Genomic DNA, 20,542 nt, shown 5'->3' on the forward strand with positions numbered 1-20,542 from the left:
AATGGCAAAGGTGCTTTTTTTTAATTACTCACCAGCTTGTTCATTTACAGAAGTAATAAACTCAGCTAATTGTTGCAATTCTTCATCTGTTCCTTGGAAAACATCGGCCGGCATATCACCAATACCATTAACAGAAATGTCAGCAATTTCCTCTGTTGTATGTTCTATTCCAATTAATGGTGGTCCGGCAGCTCCATTTGTCAAATCATCTCCATGACAAGACATACAGCTGTTTTCATAAACTGCATAACCTGGATCAGATGTATCGATTTCTACTTCTGATGCAGGAATAGGTTTATTTGCCTCTGCACGAGCTTCCCAGTCTACAGCACCTGCAGAGTCATATGTTAACCAAATAGTAGCAACTAAAGCTAATAACATTAAGCTAGTAGCAATTGGGCGTTTATTTGGTCTTCTCTCAGGTCCATTATCTAGGAATGGCGCTAATAAAAGTGCTCCAAATGCAAGCCCCGGAATGACGATGACACCGAGTAAAATAAAGTCTTGACTCGCATATTTGTACTTCAATAATTCATATAAGAATAAAAAGTACCAGTCTGGTAATGGTATATAACCTGCAGTAGTTGGGTCAGCCATACCTTCTAATGGTGATGGATGTGTTAATACCAACGTGAGAAAACCTACTAGAAACACAGAGCCAGCTAACCATTCTTTTAATAAAAAGTTTGGCCAAAATGCTTCCGTTCTACCAGGATATTCAGAATAGTCTTTCGGAACGGTTGATGTACTTTCGGCGTTTATACGTGAATCGCCGACAAATTTCATTCCTTTACCCCTTTTCACAGCTTATCCCTCCTCTTATAGTGGACCAGAAATACCTTGTCTACGTATTAAAATAAAGTGTACTGCTAGTAATGCAAACAATGCTCCAGGCAAGAAAAATACATGGATAGCAAAGAATCTTGTTAGAGTTTGCGCACCAATAATTTCAGGGTGACCACCTAATAGTGTAATGAGCCAGTCACCAATTAATGGAACTTGACCAGCAATGTTTAAACCAACTTCTGTTGCGAAGTAAGCTTTGTTATCCCATGGTAATAAATATCCAGTGAAACCTAAACCAAGCATGACAAAGAATAATAGTACTCCAACCATCCAGTTTAGTTCACGTGGTTTTTTATATGCTCCTTGGAAAAACACTCGAAGTGTATGTAATAATAACATGACGATTACTACACTGGCGCCCCAGTGGTGCATTCCTCGTACAATTTGACCATGTGCTACCTGTGTTTGCAGATAGTAAACGGATTTCCAAGCGTTTTCAATATCTGGAACATAATACATCGTTAAAAACATACCAGATAAGATTTGAATAACAACAACAAAGAATGTCAATCCACCAAAACAGTAAACAAAAGCAGAAAAATGATGTGCTGGGTTTACATGCTCTGGTACTTCATGGTCTGCGATATCCCGCCATATCGGCGTAATATCTATACGCTCATCAATCCAATCATACATTTTTTGTAACATATACTATTACGCCTCCCCTCTTGGATATGCTTTTCCGAGAAACAGCATTCCATCTTCAACTTTATGCTCATATTCATGTAACGGCTCTGTTGGTGGTGTTCCTTCAATATTCGTACCATCTTTTGTAAAGCGTCCGTCATGACATGGACAATAGAATTGATCTGGATGACTTTCGCTTCCTTCCCATGAAACCATACAACCTAGATGTGTACATTTTGGGGAAAGAGCCACTATTTCATCCTTATCGTCTTTAAATACGAATGCTTTTTGAGTAACATCTGATTTGTACCAAGCATCTACTTGTTCAATTTCCCATTCAACTGGTTGAGGATCTTTTGTAATGTCATCAACAGCTAGACCAACATTTGCGTAGTCCCCATCACCGGATGGTTGCAGCACAGGGTCAATTGCCATACGTAAAGGTGACATTAATAATCCTGCTGCCATAAATCCACCTACACCAGTTAGCGTGTAATTTAAAAACTGTCTACGGGTTACTTGTTTCTTTTTATCACTCATGAATTTCCCCCCTCTTTTACTTTGATGTCACGGACATAATATATTCAATCAGATTACTAGGACATTACCATGATAGCGTAAACTTAGGACAGGGTCAATCAATATCTAACAAATGTCAAAAAGTTGTTCTTTCTTTTTAAAAAACGAAAAACTATCTACCAATAAGAACGAATTAATTCACTTACTTGTAAAACATTTTCATGAATCCACTTTTTAAATTCCTTTGATTGTATTTCTTCGACCTGAGTAACAGGTAACCAAATTAAATTACCAGGTAAATTAATTTCATGTTTTTTCCAAGTCATATCGAAAGTAGGGAAAAAGAGATGTTCAAATGGTTGTTCTTGAATATCCGTTACCCAAGTCTTCATTCTCTCGATTTCTTTTTCTTTATCAGCTGAACGAACATATGTATATGAAGGTATACGCATGGTCCTACCAGATAATTCTTTTTCCAATTCATTTGAAAAGATAGTTAATATTTCATTTTCATAGCTCGTTTGTGCGATTTTTTCATCTTTTGTAAGATGAAAGGGTTGTAATGGCATAATAATTGTATCGATATATTCCTTGGCTTGTACATATTTTTTAATGTCATCTTGTTGCCACTGCATTGCATTCACTCCTTTTTTAGGTCGTTTCCTAAATTATTATTGCATAAATTTCCTCACAAGAGGTGTATGTGGCATCAATTCATACGAAAAAAGCCATTTTCTAAATAAAATAAGTTTCTATATGTAATCATAGCTTGAATCATAAAAAAAAATCAACCTTTAATTAAGTGGAGGTTGATTTTTTTTATATTCAAGTTCTTTTAGCTTATTAGAAAGCCTTAAAAACTCCATTTTATTTCCAGCGTCTAAAGCGGCATCAATCTTATGGTTTAATTGCTTTTTCTGATATAAATAAAGAGTTTGTTCTAATAGTTGTGATGCTGCCTTCTTATCATCTTCTGATATATAGTAATCTTCAGGTATAAAAGGGTTTTCTTCTAAAACGGATGCATACATCAGATCATCTTTTGCATGTTTAAAATGAAGTTCAATATAAAGGGCTTCATCACGATTCATTCGTAAATCATGGAAGGATTTTTCAGCGTTTGTTGTAACAATATGACGTTTATAAAAGCGAAAAGGTACCTTTTCTGAACAAACAGTTGATATCACCATACTCCTCGGACAAAATCTCGCTTCTCTAACAAAATGAATGTTCTTCAGGATAGAATCATGATTTAATAAATAATTTAAAATCCATACACTTTCCCGTTTTTTTAGTTGAAAATTCTTTAGAAACCATGCAATGAATTTCTTTTTATCCCTAATCGGTATAGGTGTTTTCATATATGAGTCTTGTCACCTTCCTTATAAACACTTATCCCTACTACATATCCAATAATCTTTCTTTATATGCCACAATTTCAAAGTCATCAGGTATAAGCGTCAGGTATTTGGTAAAAATATCAATTGCTTCGGTATTCCTCCCTTCTTCCATTAGAAAATATCCATATTCCTTTAAAAAATCACTATCGTCTTTCATATTAGTATATGCATCTTGGAAGTATTTTAATGCATCATCAAACTGCTCTAATTCACGATATGCTCTTGCTAATTCCCAATCATATAAGGGATCTTCAGATTTTGTTTCTTTGATAGAGGTCAATAAATCAACAACAAACTCGGGCTTTTCTTTTTCTTTAAAAAGTTTCACCAAAGAAAGGATAGCATGTTTATAATCCGGATCAAGAGAAATAGCTTGTCTAAACATTGCTTCGCTCTTAGCTAAATCATTTAATTTTTGAGCAAGTATTCCAGTATAGTAATAAAGTTCTTTATTAAATTCATCATACGAAATACCTTTCATTGCCGTTTCATATGCTTCTTGAATCATTCCTTTTTCTTCATAAGCTTGAGCAAGCAACTTATATGAGGAATGGTAATAAGGATCTTTCATAAGCAATTCTTTCCAAACAGAGATTGCAATATCTAATCGATCTGCGTAATATGCTGTCAAACCATATTTAAACTGAGTATCTGTATTGGGTTTTTCGATAGCTTGAAAGTTTTGAATGGCTTCTTCATACTTTCCAATTGAAGCAAAGCAATTTGCTAATCTTTCTCTTGTCGATACACCATTTATATCTACGCTTACTTTTTCATAATACAAAATTGCTCGGTTGAACTCGCCTACTGAATACAATAACTCACCAAGAGCAAAGTCAATTATTTCTTCCTCAGGCGCTAATCGTTTTGCTTGAAGTAGTTTCTGTTCAGCTACTTCAAATAACCCTTGAGCTTCGTATAAATCTGCTAATTGGATTAATGCAGGCAAATATGCTTCATCATTCTCATTAATTTGCAATAGTAATTCCATTGCCTCCCTATCATTTTCATCCTCTGTGTAAATCTCAGCCAACATGAGTTTTAGTTCGCTATCTTCAGGATCTATTTTACGTAAATCATGTAAAATGGCCATTGCTTCATCTAAGAATCCCCATTGCATGAAGAAATCAGCACATATCCGCTTTTCTTCATCATTTAATTCAGATAAATGAGATTTAATAAGATGAATTGCTTCCTTTGCATGATTTTTTTCTAGTAGTTGTGTTGCTTGTAATATGATATCCATAAATTTTCTCCTTTCTAATTCTATTCGTTTTCCTCGTCCATAGGTTTTGGTTTTCTATGTAATGATTCATTCATTTCTATAAAGTGAAACTTCAATCAGTTGGGGTCTTACAGCCAATCAACTTATGATAAAAATACTCTTACCTTTATGTAATAGATAAGAGTGTTTATCTTTATGATTTTTGATAGAAGAAAGTATCATATAAATGCAATCCATAATAATTAGGGTTAAATATTTGTTCTGTACTACCAACGAATAAGAAACCATTTTTTTGTAGCGATTTACCAAACTTCATATATATGCTTTCTTTTGCATCATCTGTAAAATAAATCAGCACATTTCGACAAAGAATAAGATCAATATTGGGTGGATAAGGATCTGCTAGTAGGTTATGTTTTTTGAAAGTAATATTCGCTTTTATTGATGGATCTACTTTATATAAATGATGTTCAGGCTTAAAATATTTCCGTTTTAATATATCCTGTATTTCCTTTAAAGATTGCTCTTTATATATACCTTGCTTTGCTTTTCCCAAAATATTTTCATCAATATCTGTCGCTAAAATTTTTATATCGATTTTGGGAAAGTATTCTTTAAATAAAATGGCAATACTATAAGGCTCTTCTCCAGTAGAACATGCTGCGCTCCAAATCGATAACTTTTGTTTGTTTTTAATAAGTGAAGGAATGATTGATTTTCGTAAAACATCCCATCGTTTTGGATTCCGAAAAAATTCTGATACATTAATTGTAATTCGATCTGTAAATTCATGCAGTAATTGTTCATCCTGATTTAAAGCGTGGAAATAAGTTGAAAAATCACTGAAGCCATGTTTATTTCTAAGGGAAGTGAGTCTCCGTTTCATTTGCGCTTCTTTATATAAAGATAAATCAATACCAAGTTTTGAATAAATTCGTGAAATAAATGAATGATAATCTGGCATTTCATTAACCTCTTTTATATGTATTTCTCCTTGATAAAAAGCCCCCGTAACAGCGGAGGCCTACATATTTAGTAAATCCATGTACTATCTTGTTTTGTGTAAGTAACCAGTTCATCTTGATTAAAGAAAAGGTTAATTTCTCTTTCAGCACTTTCTGGAGAATCTGACCCATGAATAACGTTTTTACCGATAGTTAAACCAAAGTCACCACGGATTGTTCCAGGTAGAGCTTCCTTAGGATCTGTTTCTCCCATCATTGTGCGTCCAGTTTTGATTACATCTTCCCCTTCCCATACCATTGCAAATACAGGACCAGATGTAATAAATTCAACTAATTCTCCGAAAAATGGGCGCTCTTTATGTTCTCCATAGTGTTTTTCAGCTAAGCTGTCGGAAATTTGCATTAGTTTTGCTCCAACTAATTTAAATCCTTTTGCTTCAAATTTTTCAACAATATTTCCAATTAGATTGCGTTGTACACCATCTGGTTTAATCATTAGAAAAGTTTTTTCCATATTTAACACCTCTGTTTTTATTATAATTCATGTAACCGATAAAATTTTACCAAACTTCCAATAAATATACAAATATAGATTAAGAACGTCTTTTTCCGATATAGTGTGCAATATTTTCTAAAGTACGTTTTGAAGTCGATTCAGGAATATCCTGAATAATGTTTAATGCTTTATTTAAATAAAGTTCACTTACATAGTAAGAAGCTTCGATTGCACCTAAATCTTTTATCTTTTCAATATAATAATCCATATTATTAAGAGTGATTTTATCCTTATCTTCAAACAGGTTTTTTAATTGTTTTTTAAATGTTTCATCTCGCATTGCAAACAGTACTGGTAAGGTAATATTCCCCTGACAAAGATCATTTCCTGCAGGTTTTCCGAGTTCCTTTGGTGTAGAGGTAAAGTCCAGGATATCATCAATAATTTGATAAGACATCCCAATGTAGTACCCATACTTGTATAATTTGCGAACTTCTGATTGGTTCAATCCTGCTGAAAGAGCACCAAGCTGACAACTTGTCGCAATTAGTAGTGCTGTTTTCCGTTTAATTCGCCTTAAATAAGTACGTAAATTTTGATTCCAGTCATACTTATATTTCATTTGTTCAATTTCGCCGATACAAACTTCGACTAAGGCTTTTGATAGAGAGTTATGAATTGCTGGGTCTTTTATACTTGTGATGCTTTCAAGTGCTCTAGCTAACATATAATCTCCGGTATACATAGCTACACGATTATCATATTGATGTTTGATTGTGGGATGTCCTCTTCTTAATTCAGCATCATCTATTACATCATCATGTACTAGTGTAGCCATATGAATTAATTCTAATGAAACGGCAATTGTTTTAATTTGTTCCACATTAAAATGGCCAAGCTTCCCTGTTAACAAAACAAATACAGGACGAATTCGCTTTCCTCCTGCTTTTAATAATTGTGTTGATGCAGTTCTTAATACAGGATGTTCCGCCTGAATAACTGTCCCTAAAGCCTTTTCTATTATGTGAAGTTCTTTTTTTAAATAACTATATGTTTTGGCTAATTTCATGCGATTCACCTTTTGTGATTTTTGAGGTAAATTACTCATTTGTATCCCATATGCATGGCAGCTACACCACCTGTATAGCTTTTCACATCAACTTTAGAAAATCCAGCTTGTAAAAACATTTCTTTTAGTTTGTTTTTCTCTGGAAAGTCCTTAGCTGATTCATGTAACCAGGCATACTCTTTATAACTTTTTGCAAAAATTCTACCGAAAAACGGCATGATAAAGCGAAAATAAAAATAATATAACTGACGGAATATTGGCATAGTTGGCTGTGATGTCTCTAAACAAGTAACTTTACCACCAGGTTTTACAACACGGTACATTTCTTTAAGAACAGTCATATAGTCTGGTACATTTCGTAAACCGAACCCAATCGTCACATGATCGAATGTATTATCCTCAAATGGTAGTTCCATTGCATTTCCATGAATGTATTCAAGATTACTAAAATTTGTTAATTCTTGTTTTTCTCTAGCAACTGTTAACATGTTTTCACTGAAATCCAAACCGATTACTTGTCCATTTGGATATGTCGCTTCCGCTAAAGCCATACTCCAATCTCCTGTACCACAGCATACATCTAAAGCACTTTCTCCATTTTGTACATTCATCCGACTCATGACATCTTTTCTCCACGACTTATGCTTTTGAAAAGATATAATTGAATTCATCGTATCATATTTATTATATATTTTTTCAAACACATGATGTACACGCTCTTCTTTAGATTGTTGTTTCATTTTGCAGCCCTTCCTACAGTCCGATTTTTATTTTACTAATTTGTTTAAAAATATTTCTGAATGGTTTTTTAAAGATATATAGCGTTCAGGGAGTTGAGAAGTAATCTCCCTCAATTGTCTCATTTGTTGCTCCATTTGTGTGTCGATAAAGTTCATAAAGTCTGTATCATTTGATGAAATATACATCTTATCAAAAATTGTTGGTTCTTTTTTATATTTTAATTTTGATAAAGTGATTAGTAATAACCATTCTTCAATAAATGGGACCAAAGTAGATTCATCTATAAATAACGCTATATGTGTATATAGGGTAGATTCTATTTTCTTAACAATATCTAATAATTCCTCAAAAGATTTAAATTCATGGTAATATAATTTAATTTTGGCTTCATTAATTTCGCGAATAGCTACGGCAAGCGTATGAATTAATCTTTGCTCTTCTATTTTTGAAAGAAACAAATAGTACAAACTACTATAATAATCTCCTGCTAATACATTCAATTGTTGTTCAATGGTGACTCCGGATTGATCCACTGTTTCATCATTATTTACTAAATCATGCGTATCTAATGCAAGTTGTACTAACATCGTTGTAATTATGTAATTATTTTTTTTTGAAAATGATATATTGTGATTTAACAATATACTGTATATAAGAAATAATTTTTCTTGTTCTATCTTGGGCTTTTGAATATATTTTTCTAAATATTTATAGTGTACTTCATCTTCAATGTCTGTTTTTATTTTTTCTAATTCAGAAGAAATATTATGCAAAACACATCACCCTGGCCCTTCTTACTATTCCGTTCAGCTTTTGTTATTATAACATAATACAAGCTGTTAGATAACTAACAAATGCTTAAAAGGTTTATTCATTACTAAGCTCGCCATGGCTTGTCTGTATGAAAGCTTTCCCTCTTACTTTAATAGCAGAAGTATGTTCTGTAAACTGTGCAATCATAACTTCTCCTTTATCAAGCTTTTCTGAGTGATGAAAGCGTGTTTCCGTACCACGTGTTAATCCAATAACATGGACACCGTCTTCCAATGCCTTTACAACAAAAAAGTCAGTTTTACTAGTAGCATCTTCCATTTTCTAGCTCCCCCTTTTAATGAATTGGATATATAATCTCGCTTCTTTCTCTGTATTGATTATAACAAGCTAATTCATATTCGTATATTGTTTTGCAAGTACGTGTAAAAGGAGCACATATTCACATAATAAAAAGGGTGCGCAACACGCACCCTTTTGCCCTATGTAATTTTATTTAACAGCATCTTTTAGGGCTTTTCCTGGCTTAAATGCTGGAACTTTACTTGCAGGTATTTGGATTTCTTCACCAGTTTGCGGATTACGTCCTTTTCGTGCAGAACGATTACGCACTTCAAAGTTTCCAAAGCCAATTAATTGAACTTTTTCACCTTCACTAAGTGAATCCATGACAGTTTCAAAAACCGCATCAACTGCTTTTCCAGCGTCCTTTTTAGAAAGTTCGCTTTTTTCAGCAACTGCATTAATTAATTCTGTTTTATTCATGATATTCACCTCCTCCCAAGATGATCCTTTTAAATTGGAACAATTATTACTATCATCATTTGTTTACCAATCTGCTTCCTTTTATACTTGAAAGCCATTAAAATCAATGGTGACAAGGAATATAATAACTTACACTCAGAAAAAATTCAACAAAAACTTGCCATTTCTTGCAAATTTTAATAAAAAAGTAACTTTTAAAGGTTTTTACATCGATTTTTCACCATAATTATAACATTTAGTATACTGAAAATACTAGCCTTTCAAGCTATTTTTTAAAAATAAAACAGCAACATTTACTGTTGCTGTAGAACAAATGATTGATTATTTTTACAAAATGATGGCAATTAGTCCGCCTGATCCTTTATTTATAATTTGCTCAAGTGTATCTTTTAATTTATACCTTGCATTCTCGGGCATTAAAGCTATTTTAGCTTGAATCCCCTCTCTTACAATAGAACTTAAGGATCTTCCAAAGATATCTGATTCCCAGATAGATAGTGGATCTTCTTCAAAATCTTGCATCAAATATCGAACTAATTCTTCACTTTGTTTCTCTGTTCCGATAATTGGTGAAAACTCAGACTCAACTTCTACCTTTATCATATGAATGGATGGAGCAACAGCCTTTAAGCGAACTCCATATCTTGCTCCTTGACGAATGATTTCTGGTTCATCTAGCTCCATATCTTCTAGGCTGGGAGCAGCGATTCCATAACCAGTCTGCTTCACCATTTGTAATGCACCGGCAATTTGATCATACTCTCGTTTTGCAATAGAAAAGTCTTGCATTAATTGTAAAAGATGATCCTTGCCCCGTATTTCCTCACCAACAATTTCCTTTAATACCTCATCATATAAGTAATCTGGTGCATGAAGATCTATTTCTGCTATACCTTCACCCATTTCCATTCCGGCAATATTTGCTTGTTCGATAAAATCATATGCTGTAAATTCTCCAATTATATGATCCACATCTCTTAGTCGTTTAATATTCTTAACGGTAGATTGAATAGCTTCTTGATAGCTTCGCTGTAACCAATGATCTTCATGAAGGACCATTACCCAACTGGGTAAATTCACATTTACTTCAAGCACTGGAAATTCGTAAAGTGCCTCTCGTAATGCATTGTTTACATCATGCTCTGTCATAGATTCTATATTCATTGCCAATACAGGAATATCATGTGTTTCTGCCAAATCTTGTCTCATCAATTCCGTTTCTTGGCTAGTAGGTTTGGTCGAATTAATGACCATAATAAATGGTTTACCTACTTCTTTTAATTCTTCTACAATTTGTTCTTCTGCTTCTACATAATCATGGCGAGCAATTTCACCAATTGATCCATCTGATGTAACAATAACTCCGATTGTAGAATGTTCTTGAATAACTTTTCTTGTTCCAATTTCTGCAGCATCGTGAAAAGGTATTGGATCTTCATACCATGGAGTGTGAATCATTCTTGGTCCATTTTCGTCTTCAAATCCCTTTGCTCCTTCTACAGCATATCCAACACAATCAACAAGCCTAATATTTACATCGAGACCTTCATCTACTTCAACAGAAACTGCTTGATTCGGAATAAACTTCGGTTCTGTTGTCATAATTGTTTTACCTGCTGCACTTTGAGGTAATTCATCTTGTGCACGTGCTCGCTCATTTTCATCGTTCATATTTGGTAATACAACCAATTCCATGAACTTTTTAATGAATGTTGATTTTCCTGTTCTCACTGCACCCACAATACCTAGATAAATATCCCCATCTGTTCGTTTGGAAATATCTTTAAAAATATCAACCTTCTTCATGGGAACCCCTCCTGATATCCCTGCTATTAATAATGAACACAATTCGGATAATTGATTATTACAAGTCTATGATGTTGTCCTATCAAAATATGACTTGATATGAAGAAAAAGAATATAGTCCTTTACGGATTCTAAAAATGTCCATAAACATACCCTTGCAACAATATATTGCTACAAGGGCTTATTTATGCTAATTATTTTTTTAAAAAAACAGGCTCATTATTTTTAATAGTGTAAGGAAGGGAATAAGCAGGTACAAATGGTGTATTTTCAACTAAAATATATCGAATATCATCTCCCTCTTTAAAATCATGATCATATGTTTGTAAAGCATCATATAAATCTTTACGATAATCGATATATAATTTACCATCTGTATCAATAATTATAGGTAGGCTTTCTCCGGAAAATGGGCTTGTCACATTTGCGGGTTCATCTAGACCTAATTTCTTATAATTTATTGTGTATACCCCCGGAACAACTTCTTTATCAAATGGTGGATAAATATGTTTATTTCGATAAATATTTAAATGTACATTTACATTTCGTATTGCTTCTATTGTTCGTAAATCAAGTAATTTTACTGTTGGGTTATTTTCCGGATCAACTAATGTATACTGATATACTCCACCATTTTCATATGCATTTGCTGGTATTTCTGTAAGTAAATTCCTTTCTTTTAACTGTGAAAAGTCAATTAAGTATTTCTCGAAAATGGGTGTATCACTGTCCTTCGTTTTGATTGGTACTAATCCATTTGTTTCTTCTTTATATTTCGTTACAGCATTTTGTACCATTTCCATTTGTACTTCATTTGGAACTTTATTTTTAGCTAGTTCTTCTTTCGGATACATACACCCACTTAAGATAAGAAGTATGACTCCTATTATATAAATATATGTACGTTTCATAAATTTCTCTCCTTACAAATCCTATTGGGTTGGACCACTTAAAACGACATAAAATACAATAAGTGCACCAAACACTAGACATACATACGCAAGAAATGAAACAATTCCAGCAAACCATCCTTTAAGTTTATTTCTTCCGATATGAATCAATGCGATTGATAATATTAATAAACCAATTCCAATAAAAGAAATCATTTCCTTTATTTCTGCTGCAGACATGTTCTCACTCCCGAATTCTTTCCATTATTAAAAATTCATTATAACATAATTAGAAGATGTAAATCGAGATTAGCTTATATATAATTATACATAAGAAAAACCCGAGGTAAAATGGGGTCAACTTTACCTCGGTTTGACTAAATAACACCCGTAGCAACTCCTTCAATGAATGCTCATGCGTTGTATTGTATGCAACAAAACATTTCACTGTATAATCATTTGCCTACATCTACTTATTTTTCAAAAACTTGTTTAATGATTGCATATCTAGAGGCATATTATTTGAAGTAACCGATTGGACAATTTTGTCCTCCATTTCTTTTGATAATGGCTTATTTGCCAATTTAGACAATCTTTTAACTAAATTTCTAACCGTACTTTCATCAGAAAAATCTGCACTTTTCATAGAATCAGCTACTTTGTATATTTCACTAGGGTTTAAATTTGTTTTTTGTTGAATTTTGTCAAAAGGGTTTTCTTTCTTCACACATTTCTCCTCCTTATATTTTTCATTCAACATAGTATATGTAACGGAGGAGGCTGTGTGCTATTTGTGTTTCATTCTTGTTTGAACATATGATAAATATCATCTAATTCTTCTTTTTTCGTTCGATTCATTAATTGTTCAACAACTTCTTTAGGTTGTTTGTCATGGAATAATACGTGATAAATACCGTTTGTGATTGGCATATCTACATCTTCTTTTTCTGCAAATTTATATGCAGCTTTTGCTGTCCTGACTCCTTCTACAACCATTTCCATTTGTTCTAAAACTTCATTTAGTTTAAATCCTTTCCCCAATAAGTTTCCTGCTCGCCAATTTCTACTGTGAACACTTGTGCATGTAACGATTAAATCACCTACCCCAGGTAATCCTAAAAAGGATAATGGGTTTGCTCCTAAGGATGTTCCTAAACGTGTTATTTCAGCAAGCCCTCTTGTTATTAAGGCTGCTTTTGCATTATCTCCATAGCCTAGTCCATCAGAAATTCCTGCACCTAAAGCAATAATGTTTTTAAGCGCTCCACCTAATTCAATACCTAATAAATCATCACTTGTATACACCCGAAAAGATTCATTAAAGAATAAATCTTGTGCATGTTTAGCATAATCTGATGTTAATGAGGCAACTGTTACTGTTGTAGGTTGTCTCATTGCAACTTCTTCTGCATGGCTTGGACCAGATAAAACGACAATATCTTCATATGAATATAAATTCATTTCTTCAGCAATCATTTCTGATACTCGTTTAAATGTATTTGGTTCAATTCCTTTTGAGGCATGAATTAAAATTGGTTTATGTGTCATAATGCTATTCAATTCTTGACACACTTCCCTAATTGCCTTTGTCGGAACAACAAGTACGATAGCATCTGTGTTGGAAATAGCTTCTTTCATATTTGAATACGCTATGATTTTTTCTGGAATCATAATTTCCAAGTATTTTTCATTTTTATGGGTTTCATTTATATTTTCTTCTTGCACTTCATTATGTGTCCACAATCTAACATCATGACCGTTATCAGCCAAGACAATACTTAAAGCTGTTCCCCAACTTCCTGCACCTAATACCGCTATTTTGGACATTATCTCCACTCCTTATTGCCGTCTTCTTGCAAAGATATTAATTGGTGTCCCTAAAAAACCAAATGACTCTCTAATTCTATTTTCTAAAAAACGTTTGTAAGTAAAATGTACTAATTCTGGATCATTAACAAATATAACAAATGATGGTGGTTGGACAGAGACTTGTGTTGCATATAAGATTTTAAGTCGTTTCCCCTTCATTGTAGATGGTGGGCTAATTGCAATGGCATCCATAATGACATCATTTAAGACATTTGTTGGGATGCGTTTTGCATGATTCTCGCCTACTACATTGATTACTGGTAATAATGTATGGATCCGTTTCTTTGTTTTAGCTGACAAAAATACAATTGGCGCATAATCTAGAAATTGAAAATGTTTTCGAATATCATCTTCAAATGTTTTCATTGATTGTTCTTTTGAATCTATTGTATCCCATTTATTAACAACAATAATAATACCTCTTCCTGCATCATGAGCATAGCCCGCTATTCGTTTATCTTGTTCTCTTATACCAGTTTCGGCATCGATAAGAACTAAGACAACATCCGAGCGATCAATTGCTTTTAATGCACGTAAGACACTATATTTTTCCGTTGTTTCATACACTTTACCCCGTTTACGCATACCAGCTGTATCAATAATTGTGTATTCTTGATCATCTTTTTTGAAATAACTATCAATGGCGTCCCTTGTTGTACCCTCTATATCACTAACAATAACACGTTCTTCATTTAAAATAGAGTTAACTAATGACGATTTTCCAACATTTGGCCTTCCAATTAAACTAAAATAGATGATATCATCATCTTTTTCATTTCTTGATAGAGTAGGGAAATGTTTCACAACTTCATCTAATAAATCGCCAAGGCCACGGCCATGGGCACCAGAAATTGGATAAGGTTCACCAAATCCCAATGAATAATATTCATATATCTCACTTTGTAACTCTGGATTATCAATTTTATTTACAGCCAGTACGACAGGCTTATTTGATTTATACAATAGTTTGGCGACTTCTTCATCTGCAGCCGTAATTCCTTCTTTCCCATTAACCATGAAAATAATGACATGTGCTTCATCAATAGCAATTTCTGCTTGTTGCCTTACAAGTTCTAATAGTGGCTCATCACCAATTTCAATTCCACCTGTATCAATAAGATGAAATGTGGTTGCAAGCCATTCCGCTTGAGCATAGATACGATCTCGTGTAACCCCCGGTTTATCTTCTACAATGGAAATTCTCTCTCCCACTAGTCTGTTAAATATAGTCGATTTTCCAACGTTAGGCCTTCCAACAATTGCTACGATGGGCTTTTGCATGAAAGGATCACCCTTTCTCTCTTTTTTGTAACTTCATTTATTCTAGCAAAAGAATGAAATATAAACAATTATATATTGTTTAAGCTCATTATTTTATCATCTAGTATATCCAATATATTGGCTTTTTAAGTGATGAAAAAATGCAGTTATTTTTGTATATAATCGGAAGAGTATTTCTAATAAAAATAAAGAACTAATAATTATAATAGTTGTATCTAAGAATACGAGGCTCCCCATTGTACTATGTGCTTGATAATGAAGTAAAAATAAATAATATAATAATTCACCACCACAAACTCCTACAATAGCTACAATACACCTAGATTTTAACCCCTGTGTTAAAAAGGAGGACATAGACACTATTAATGCGGATAAGAGAAATAATCGTGGAAAAATAGATAAGAAAGGTGCTTCATTTTCCCAAATTAAATAACTAGCATATCCAACCATAATCGTAAATGATACAAATAAATGATAAAACATGTCTAAGTTTTGCAGCAAAAGTAAAAAGGAACCAAAAAATAAGATAAAATATGCAATAGAGAAATCTAAAAATCCAATTGAGATAAATATATTAGATGTTCCAATAATGATGAGTATCCAAAAGGAGAAAAATTGTTGCTCTTTATTTTGTTTTATAAAAAAATAACTGATCACCCAAAATATCCAACCTAACCAATAAAACATAAGGCCTGAAGTCATAATACTACCTCCGTCAAATATAACTTACTACTATTATGACGGTTTTCGTATCTTTTAAACAAAAGACCTTTCCATTTAATAATAGAAAGGTCTTTTCGTTAGGTAAATTAGAATGATGATTAGTTTTTATACTTATCTAATTTACCTCCTATAATTTCTCCAAATTGAAAACTAGATTGGTCTTCCGTTTTTTCATATTGCTTGAACTCTTTTTCCTGTTCCTCTTCTTCTAATGCTCGAATACTTAGAGACATTCTTTCTTCTTCTTCATTTACTTCTAATACTTTAACTTGAACATCTTGACCTTCTTCTAATACTTCTTGAGGTGTTCCTATATGACGATTAGCAATTTGAGAAATATGTACTAAACCCTCAACACCAGGAATAACTTCAACAAAAGCACCAAAACTTACTAGTCTTTTTACTTTTCCTTCTAAAACATCACCAGATTTAACTTGTTCAGAAATGTTTTCCCATGGACCAGGAATAACATTCTTACGTGATAAAGAAATTCTTTCACTATCTCGATCAACAGAAAGCACTTCTACTTTTACTGTTTCGCCTTCTGAAACGATATCAGAAGCTTTTTCTACATGTTCATGAGCTAGTTCAGAAATGTGGACAAGTCCATCTATTCCACCTAGGTCAATAAATGCTCCAAAAGGTGTTAATTTGCTAACTGTTCCTTCTAAAACTTGTCCTTTTTCTAGCGATTGTAACACCGCTTCTTTTTCTTTTTCAGCTTTTTCCTCTGCGATTGCTCTATGCGAAAGAATAACACGATTTGTAGAACGATCTAAGTCAACTATCTTTACTGCTAATGTTTTTCCTTTGTATTCAGAGAAGTCCTCCACAAAATAAGTTTCAACTAAAGATGCTGGGATAAATCCTCGGACACCAACATCAGTAACAAGTCCACCTTTTACAACATCTTTCACTTCTGTTTCAAAGACTTCATCATTTTCAAGTTTTTGTTCTAATTCTACCCATGCTTTATCAGCATCGACAGCTTTTTTGGAAAGAATAATTTTATCATCTTCTTTTTTCTTAATCATTAACGAAAGTTCATCCCCCTCATTAATGATTTCACTAGGAGTTTCAACATGAAGATTTGATAATTCGCTAATTGGGACAATCCCTTCTGTTTTATACCCAATGTCAACAAGTACTTGTTTTTCTTCCAGTTTTACTACAGTTCCTGTAACTGTATCCCCTACATTAAGATCAGGCAATTCTTTGTTTAGCTCATCCATCATTTTTCCTCCTTCGACAAAACGAATGTAACAAAATTAGTCCATTTCTTTTTAAAAAAATATCCTCTCTTAATAACTTCTAACAATTGTATATATTTGTCAAGCAAATTATTAAGAATGGTGAAATAATTTACCAATTTCTTGCATAATTGTGTCTGCAGCCTCTTCGGGACTTGCTCTTCGACCACGAAAACCGTCCATTTTAACAGGTTTTCCTTATGTAACTGTTAAACGCCTGAAAGGTTTATATTTTCCTTCTATTCCAACAACTGGTGGGTCAAGATTAGAAATATGATTCGAACAAATAATTACAGGCCTATTTTTAGGAATATTTTCTTTTCCATATACTTTGATTCGATATAATTGATAGAAGATGATGGATACATTTATTTTCGCAATTTTATAAAGGTTTATCTTTATGTCACACCTATCGCTTTAAGACATGATAAGCTTCTTCTAATATAAGTTCTGCTACTTGTTTGATTGATTGATTTGTTGTATCAATCTCAATTGCATCTTCTGCCTTTACTAAAGGAGAAACCTTTCTACTTGAATCGATTTGATCTCTCTTTCTAATTTCATTTTTAATTTCTTCTAAATCAGATGGGATTCCTTTTCTCCTATTTTCCTTAAACCGTCTTTTAGCCCGTTCATCTACAGAAGCCACTAAAAATATTTTTACTTCAGCATTTGGAAGAACATATGTACCTATATCTCGCCCATCCATCACAACTCCACCTTGTTTTGCAAAAGATTGTTGGCGGTTCACCATCTCCTGTCTAATCTTAGGTAGTTTAGCAATGTAAGACACGTGATTGGTTACTTGTTGTGACCGAATTTGTAGTGTTACGTCTTCTCCATCTAAGAAAACTTGTTGTCCCTCTTTTGCCTGTTTGAGTTTAATTACTGTCTGTTCTAGTAATTGTGTTAATTGTGCTTCATTATCTAAAGGAATAGAATGTGCTAATGCTTTTAAAGTGATAGCTCGGTACATTGCACCTGTATCAATATATATATAAGATAACTCTTGTGCTACCAATTTCGCAACGGTACTCTTTCCAGCCGCGGCTGGCCCATCAATTGCAATTTTAATTGTATGTCTGTTAACCAACATAGTCATTCCTCTCTTGTCGTCAAAAAATATTTCTATGAAATAAACTCGTTATTATCATATCATACTCAATTAATCATAAACATTTAAAATCATGCTCTTTAAAGCTTTTTCTCTCTTATCCGTTGCCGTTGAACATGAAAACAATATTGTGTTAGTTGTTGTTCTTGTTTCATACTTAAATCATTAAATTTCACAGAACCAATTTGAATGGGATCTTCTGGTTTCGGTATACGAACAATCTTTCCTTCAAAATTCATGTATTCAATATTCTTTTCATTCTTTAAAAGGACAAGCCATATAGAAACAGCCTCATCTAATATTAATGTAACTCCTTGTGGAACAATCATGGCAAGCCCACCTGCACTGATATCTGTTGTAACGGTCGTAAATGGCGAGACTTCTCCCTTTTGATGATGTATTGCCAAATCTAGCGTCGTTTTAACACGTACAAATTGACGTCTTTGAATACGTTTTATATCGTCTTCCTTAGGGCTTGCTATAACTAATACCGGTAATTCCAAGTTCTTCTTTTTTAGTATTTTTGTTTTAAATTGAAAAATATCGTGGTTCCCAGTAGAGTCTTTTTTCAAGAAAGTTACTAACAATTTTGATCCATTAGGTAAAATAGTTGTCTTGTTTGTTTTTTCTTCAATAGGAAGTGTTATAAAAAAATAATCTTCACTTTTTTCGATTATTTTACTATTATATTTAAGCGTAGTATCTGATCGTTCTTCATATCGCTGTAATGTTATCATTGTACCAATTTTCATAGGAAGTTCCCCTTTGCCATACCCTTTTTAGACAATATATGTCTATTATTACAGATTAATAAAAAAAAGGAAAGGCAATAAAACCCTTCCTTACATTCCAGAATAATTCATTTCCGAACTACCTAATTTTTCCACTTTTTCTTCCTTACCGTTCATTGCATTAATGAAAATCCGGTAAGTTTCGTCACCATAGGTTCCTAAAAATTCATATGTTAGTACCTCTTCTCCTAGTTCATTACGAATAACCGCCAAAGAGTCCTCCAATATTTCCACATTTTTATTTACTTTTTGTAGTGCTTCATCCTTTGTTAGATCAGGTGTTGGTATATCTCTTTCTTTATGATTGATGAAATAGTTTTTTGTTGTAAGCCCTAATATATCACCGTTATCAAGTGCAATTTTAACTTCTAATGAATCAGGATAAATTTTCACATCATCTTCTTCATAAATAAATGAATATACTCCAATCTGCTTATATTCCGTGCTTTGATAAAGGGACATATTTTTAAAATCATTCTCTTCAATATATTTTTTTGCTCGTTCAAACCCTTCATTTAAACTTAATTCTTTCTTTTCAATCGGTCGTTCAATTAGTAAGGATATGGGATGGCCTCCATGTACAGACATATCCAAATATGCTCGTTTATCTTTTCCTTCATAAGAAAGCGTATATAAAGGGGTATCAGACCCTTCACCACTTTGAGATAGCTGGATATCTTTGTGATCTTTGATATTAAATAGTTTCTTCCCATACGTGATGGCATTTTTCTTTGATATTTTCTTTCCATCTAGGTTTGTTAAATCTTGTTTTTTTCCTATCTCTCCAATAATAGGGGAGTCCATATTTGTTTCTGCATAGCCTTCTACTTTCTTTTCTACCGTTTTAAAACCATCAATAATGGTATTATCTAGTGGTTCCTCTTGTGTAGCAAGTGCTAACTCAACATCCATCCAACGTAAATCATTTTCAAGCACAGCATGCTGTACTTGACGTAGTTCATTTTTAATTTCCTTCGATTGTTCATACAAGTCCTTTAAAGAGGCTACTTCTTTATCGGAAAGGGGCTCTTTATCTAAGTCCCTAACTGCAGTTCTGTACGTAAAGTCTCCAATATTCGAAAGGAATTCTTCTGTCTTATTGAATGGAAGCAAAGACAATGGTAATTGACCTACATTTGCTAATGCTTCTGATGATATTCTCCAAATTTCAACCAGTTGAGGAGATAAACTTGACTTCGAATTCATTGCTAATGATGTTCCGATTTTATCATGTAGTAGATCTGTATAATATGTTAATTCATGAAATGAACGCTGATAGGAGTTTTCTGCTTGAATTAAAACAGCATTTTTATCTTGGTGTTCTTTATAACCCCAAAAAGATGTTCCTAAGACCCCAATCGTTAACACAACGATAAGTATGGAACGTAACATTT

24 protein-coding genes and 1 pseudogene are annotated in these 20,542 nt (G+C 33.1%); all 25 read right to left on the reverse strand.

Features of this window, described 5'->3' with window-relative positions; genetic code table 11:
* Positions 1-24 precede the first annotated feature (24 nt).
* Positions 25-804: a menaquinol-cytochrome c reductase cytochrome b/c subunit gene (locus FHP05_RS02170; RefSeq protein WP_147665586.1), complete on the reverse strand. Its 780-nt coding sequence runs from the start codon at positions 802-804 to the stop codon at positions 25-27.
* Between the two features lie 15 nt (positions 805-819).
* Entirely contained in the window at positions 820-1,494 is a 675-nt protein-coding gene (gene qcrB, locus FHP05_RS02175) for a menaquinol-cytochrome c reductase cytochrome b subunit (protein WP_147665587.1), read from the reverse strand.
* Positions 1,495-1,500: 6 nt separating this feature from the next.
* On the reverse strand, positions 1,501-2,013 hold the full coding sequence (locus FHP05_RS02180) for a QcrA and Rieske domain-containing protein (protein WP_147665588.1): 513 nt from the start codon (positions 2,011-2,013) through the stop codon (positions 1,501-1,503).
* 155 nt (positions 2,014-2,168) lie between these two features.
* Positions 2,169-2,627, reverse strand: coding sequence for a DUF2487 family protein (locus FHP05_RS02185; protein ID WP_147665589.1), 459 nt, complete (start codon positions 2,625-2,627; stop codon positions 2,169-2,171).
* 159 nt (positions 2,628-2,786) lie between these two features.
* The gene (locus FHP05_RS02190) at positions 2,787-3,353 is read right to left on the reverse strand and encodes a ReoY family proteolytic degradation factor (RefSeq protein WP_147665590.1); all 567 of its coding nucleotides are present in this window, start codon (positions 3,351-3,353) and stop codon (positions 2,787-2,789) included.
* A gap of 40 nt (positions 3,354-3,393) precedes the next feature.
* Positions 3,394-4,638: a tetratricopeptide repeat protein gene (locus FHP05_RS02195; protein WP_147665591.1), complete on the reverse strand. Its 1,245-nt coding sequence runs from the start codon at positions 4,636-4,638 to the stop codon at positions 3,394-3,396.
* A 172-nt stretch (positions 4,639-4,810) separates the two neighbouring features.
* Complete coding sequence (locus tag FHP05_RS02200) at positions 4,811-5,581, reverse strand: CheR family methyltransferase (protein ID WP_147665592.1); 771 nt, start codon at positions 5,579-5,581, stop codon at positions 4,811-4,813.
* A gap of 68 nt (positions 5,582-5,649) precedes the next feature.
* Entirely contained in the window at positions 5,650-6,096 is a 447-nt protein-coding gene (ndk, locus tag FHP05_RS02205; RefSeq protein WP_147665593.1) for a nucleoside-diphosphate kinase, read from the reverse strand.
* 79 nt (positions 6,097-6,175) lie between these two features.
* Positions 6,176-7,147: a heptaprenyl diphosphate synthase component II gene (gene hepT / locus FHP05_RS02210; protein WP_147665855.1), complete on the reverse strand. Its 972-nt coding sequence runs from the start codon at positions 7,145-7,147 to the stop codon at positions 6,176-6,178.
* A gap of 35 nt (positions 7,148-7,182) precedes the next feature.
* Positions 7,183-7,887, reverse strand: a complete 705-nt coding sequence (menG, locus tag FHP05_RS02215; protein ID WP_147665594.1) for a demethylmenaquinone methyltransferase — start codon at positions 7,885-7,887, stop codon at positions 7,183-7,185.
* A 27-nt stretch (positions 7,888-7,914) separates the two neighbouring features.
* Positions 7,915-8,661, reverse strand: coding sequence for a heptaprenyl diphosphate synthase component 1 (locus FHP05_RS02220; RefSeq protein WP_147665595.1), 747 nt, complete (start codon positions 8,659-8,661; stop codon positions 7,915-7,917).
* Positions 8,662-8,755: 94 nt separating this feature from the next.
* Positions 8,756-8,980 carry a trp RNA-binding attenuation protein MtrB gene (gene mtrB / locus FHP05_RS02225; protein WP_147665596.1) on the reverse strand — a complete coding sequence of 75 codons (225 nt, stop codon included), beginning with the start codon at positions 8,978-8,980 and terminating at the stop codon, positions 8,756-8,758.
* A gap of 171 nt (positions 8,981-9,151) precedes the next feature.
* Entirely contained in the window at positions 9,152-9,424 is a 273-nt protein-coding gene (locus tag FHP05_RS02230; RefSeq protein WP_147665597.1) for an HU family DNA-binding protein, read from the reverse strand.
* 327 nt (positions 9,425-9,751) lie between these two features.
* The gene (gene spoIVA, locus FHP05_RS02235; protein WP_147665598.1) at positions 9,752-11,230 is read right to left on the reverse strand and encodes a stage IV sporulation protein A; all 1,479 of its coding nucleotides are present in this window, start codon (positions 11,228-11,230) and stop codon (positions 9,752-9,754) included.
* Positions 11,231-11,424: 194 nt separating this feature from the next.
* Complete coding sequence (locus FHP05_RS02240; RefSeq protein ID WP_147665599.1) at positions 11,425-12,141, reverse strand: hypothetical protein; 717 nt, start codon at positions 12,139-12,141, stop codon at positions 11,425-11,427.
* Positions 12,142-12,162: 21 nt separating this feature from the next.
* Positions 12,163-12,360, reverse strand: a complete 198-nt coding sequence (locus FHP05_RS02245; RefSeq protein ID WP_147665600.1) for a DUF2768 domain-containing protein — start codon at positions 12,358-12,360, stop codon at positions 12,163-12,165.
* A 229-nt stretch (positions 12,361-12,589) separates the two neighbouring features.
* Positions 12,590-12,847: a stage VI sporulation protein F gene (locus FHP05_RS02250; RefSeq protein WP_230973904.1), complete on the reverse strand. Its 258-nt coding sequence runs from the start codon at positions 12,845-12,847 to the stop codon at positions 12,590-12,592.
* Between the two features lie 71 nt (positions 12,848-12,918).
* Positions 12,919-13,947, reverse strand: a complete 1,029-nt coding sequence (locus FHP05_RS02255) for an NAD(P)H-dependent glycerol-3-phosphate dehydrogenase (RefSeq protein WP_147665602.1) — start codon at positions 13,945-13,947, stop codon at positions 12,919-12,921.
* 12 nt (positions 13,948-13,959) lie between these two features.
* The gene (gene der, locus FHP05_RS02260; protein WP_147665603.1) at positions 13,960-15,270 is read right to left on the reverse strand and encodes a ribosome biogenesis GTPase Der; all 1,311 of its coding nucleotides are present in this window, start codon (positions 15,268-15,270) and stop codon (positions 13,960-13,962) included.
* Positions 15,271-15,366: 96 nt separating this feature from the next.
* Positions 15,367-15,972: a YphA family membrane protein gene (locus tag FHP05_RS02265; RefSeq protein WP_147665604.1), complete on the reverse strand. Its 606-nt coding sequence runs from the start codon at positions 15,970-15,972 to the stop codon at positions 15,367-15,369.
* Positions 15,973-16,091: 119 nt separating this feature from the next.
* A complete protein-coding gene (gene rpsA, locus FHP05_RS02270) occupies positions 16,092-17,225 on the reverse strand; it encodes a 30S ribosomal protein S1 (protein ID WP_147665605.1) in 1,134 nt (377 codons plus the stop codon).
* Positions 17,226-17,483: 258 nt separating this feature from the next.
* Positions 17,484-17,639 (reverse strand): annotated as a pseudogene (locus tag FHP05_RS15725) (lysophospholipid acyltransferase family protein); the annotation flags it as partial.
* A 13-nt stretch (positions 17,640-17,652) separates the two neighbouring features.
* A complete protein-coding gene (gene cmk / locus FHP05_RS02280) occupies positions 17,653-18,339 on the reverse strand; it encodes a (d)CMP kinase (protein ID WP_147665606.1) in 687 nt (228 codons plus the stop codon).
* 98 nt (positions 18,340-18,437) lie between these two features.
* Positions 18,438-19,109, reverse strand: coding sequence for a flagellar brake protein (locus FHP05_RS02285; protein ID WP_147665607.1), 672 nt, complete (start codon positions 19,107-19,109; stop codon positions 18,438-18,440).
* 90 nt (positions 19,110-19,199) lie between these two features.
* Positions 19,200-20,540, reverse strand: a complete 1,341-nt coding sequence (ypeB, locus tag FHP05_RS02290; protein WP_147665608.1) for a germination protein YpeB — start codon at positions 20,538-20,540, stop codon at positions 19,200-19,202.
* Between the last annotated feature and the right edge of the window lie 2 nt (positions 20,541-20,542).

The organism is Cerasibacillus terrae, assembly GCF_008039555.1.
GTDB lineage: Bacteria > Bacillota > Bacilli > Bacillales > Amphibacillaceae > Cerasibacillus > Cerasibacillus terrae.

Coding starts and splice junctions, on each gene's coding strand:
- FHP05_RS02285 (WP_147665607.1), bottom strand. CDS start 19,109: ATGAAAATTGGTACAATGATAACATTACAGCGATATGAAGAACGATCA.
- spoIVA (WP_147665598.1), bottom strand. CDS start 11,230: ATGAAGAAGGTTGATATTTTTAAAGATATTTCCAAACGAACAGATGGG.
- der (WP_147665603.1), bottom strand. CDS start 15,270: ATGCAAAAGCCCATCGTAGCAATTGTTGGAAGGCCTAACGTTGGAAAA.
- FHP05_RS02195 (WP_147665591.1), bottom strand. CDS start 4,638: ATGGATATCATATTACAAGCAACACAACTACTAGAAAAAAATCATGCA.
- mtrB (WP_147665596.1), bottom strand. CDS start 8,980: ATGGAAGATGCTACTAGTAAAACTGACTTTTTTGTTGTAAAGGCATTG.
- FHP05_RS02180 (WP_147665588.1), bottom strand. CDS start 2,013: ATGAGTGATAAAAAGAAACAAGTAACCCGTAGACAGTTTTTAAATTAC.
- FHP05_RS02185 (WP_147665589.1), bottom strand. CDS start 2,627: ATGCAGTGGCAACAAGATGACATTAAAAAATATGTACAAGCCAAGGAA.
- rpsA (WP_147665605.1), bottom strand. CDS start 17,225: ATGGATGAGCTAAACAAAGAATTGCCTGATCTTAATGTAGGGGATACA.
- FHP05_RS02230 (WP_147665597.1), bottom strand. CDS start 9,424: ATGAATAAAACAGAATTAATTAATGCAGTTGCTGAAAAAAGCGAACTT.
- FHP05_RS02240 (WP_147665599.1), bottom strand. CDS start 12,141: ATGAAACGTACATATATTTATATAATAGGAGTCATACTTCTTATCTTA.
- menG (WP_147665594.1), bottom strand. CDS start 7,887: ATGAAACAACAATCTAAAGAAGAGCGTGTACATCATGTGTTTGAAAAA.
- FHP05_RS02265 (WP_147665604.1), bottom strand. CDS start 15,972: ATGACTTCAGGCCTTATGTTTTATTGGTTAGGTTGGATATTTTGGGTG.
- hepT (WP_147665855.1), bottom strand. CDS start 7,147: ATGAAATTAGCCAAAACATATAGTTATTTAAAAAAAGAACTTCACATA.
- FHP05_RS02255 (WP_147665602.1), bottom strand. CDS start 13,947: ATGTCCAAAATAGCGGTATTAGGTGCAGGAAGTTGGGGAACAGCTTTA.
- FHP05_RS02200 (WP_147665592.1), bottom strand. CDS start 5,581: ATGCCAGATTATCATTCATTTATTTCACGAATTTATTCAAAACTTGGT.
- ypeB (WP_147665608.1), bottom strand. CDS start 20,540: ATGTTACGTTCCATACTTATCGTTGTGTTAACGATTGGGGTCTTAGGA.
- qcrB (WP_147665587.1), bottom strand. CDS start 1,494: ATGTTACAAAAAATGTATGATTGGATTGATGAGCGTATAGATATTACG.
- cmk (WP_147665606.1), bottom strand. CDS start 18,339: ATGTTGGTTAACAGACATACAATTAAAATTGCAATTGATGGGCCAGCC.
- FHP05_RS02245 (WP_147665600.1), bottom strand. CDS start 12,360: ATGTCTGCAGCAGAAATAAAGGAAATGATTTCTTTTATTGGAATTGGT.
- ndk (WP_147665593.1), bottom strand. CDS start 6,096: ATGGAAAAAACTTTTCTAATGATTAAACCAGATGGTGTACAACGCAAT.
- FHP05_RS02190 (WP_147665590.1), bottom strand. CDS start 3,353: ATGAAAACACCTATACCGATTAGGGATAAAAAGAAATTCATTGCATGG.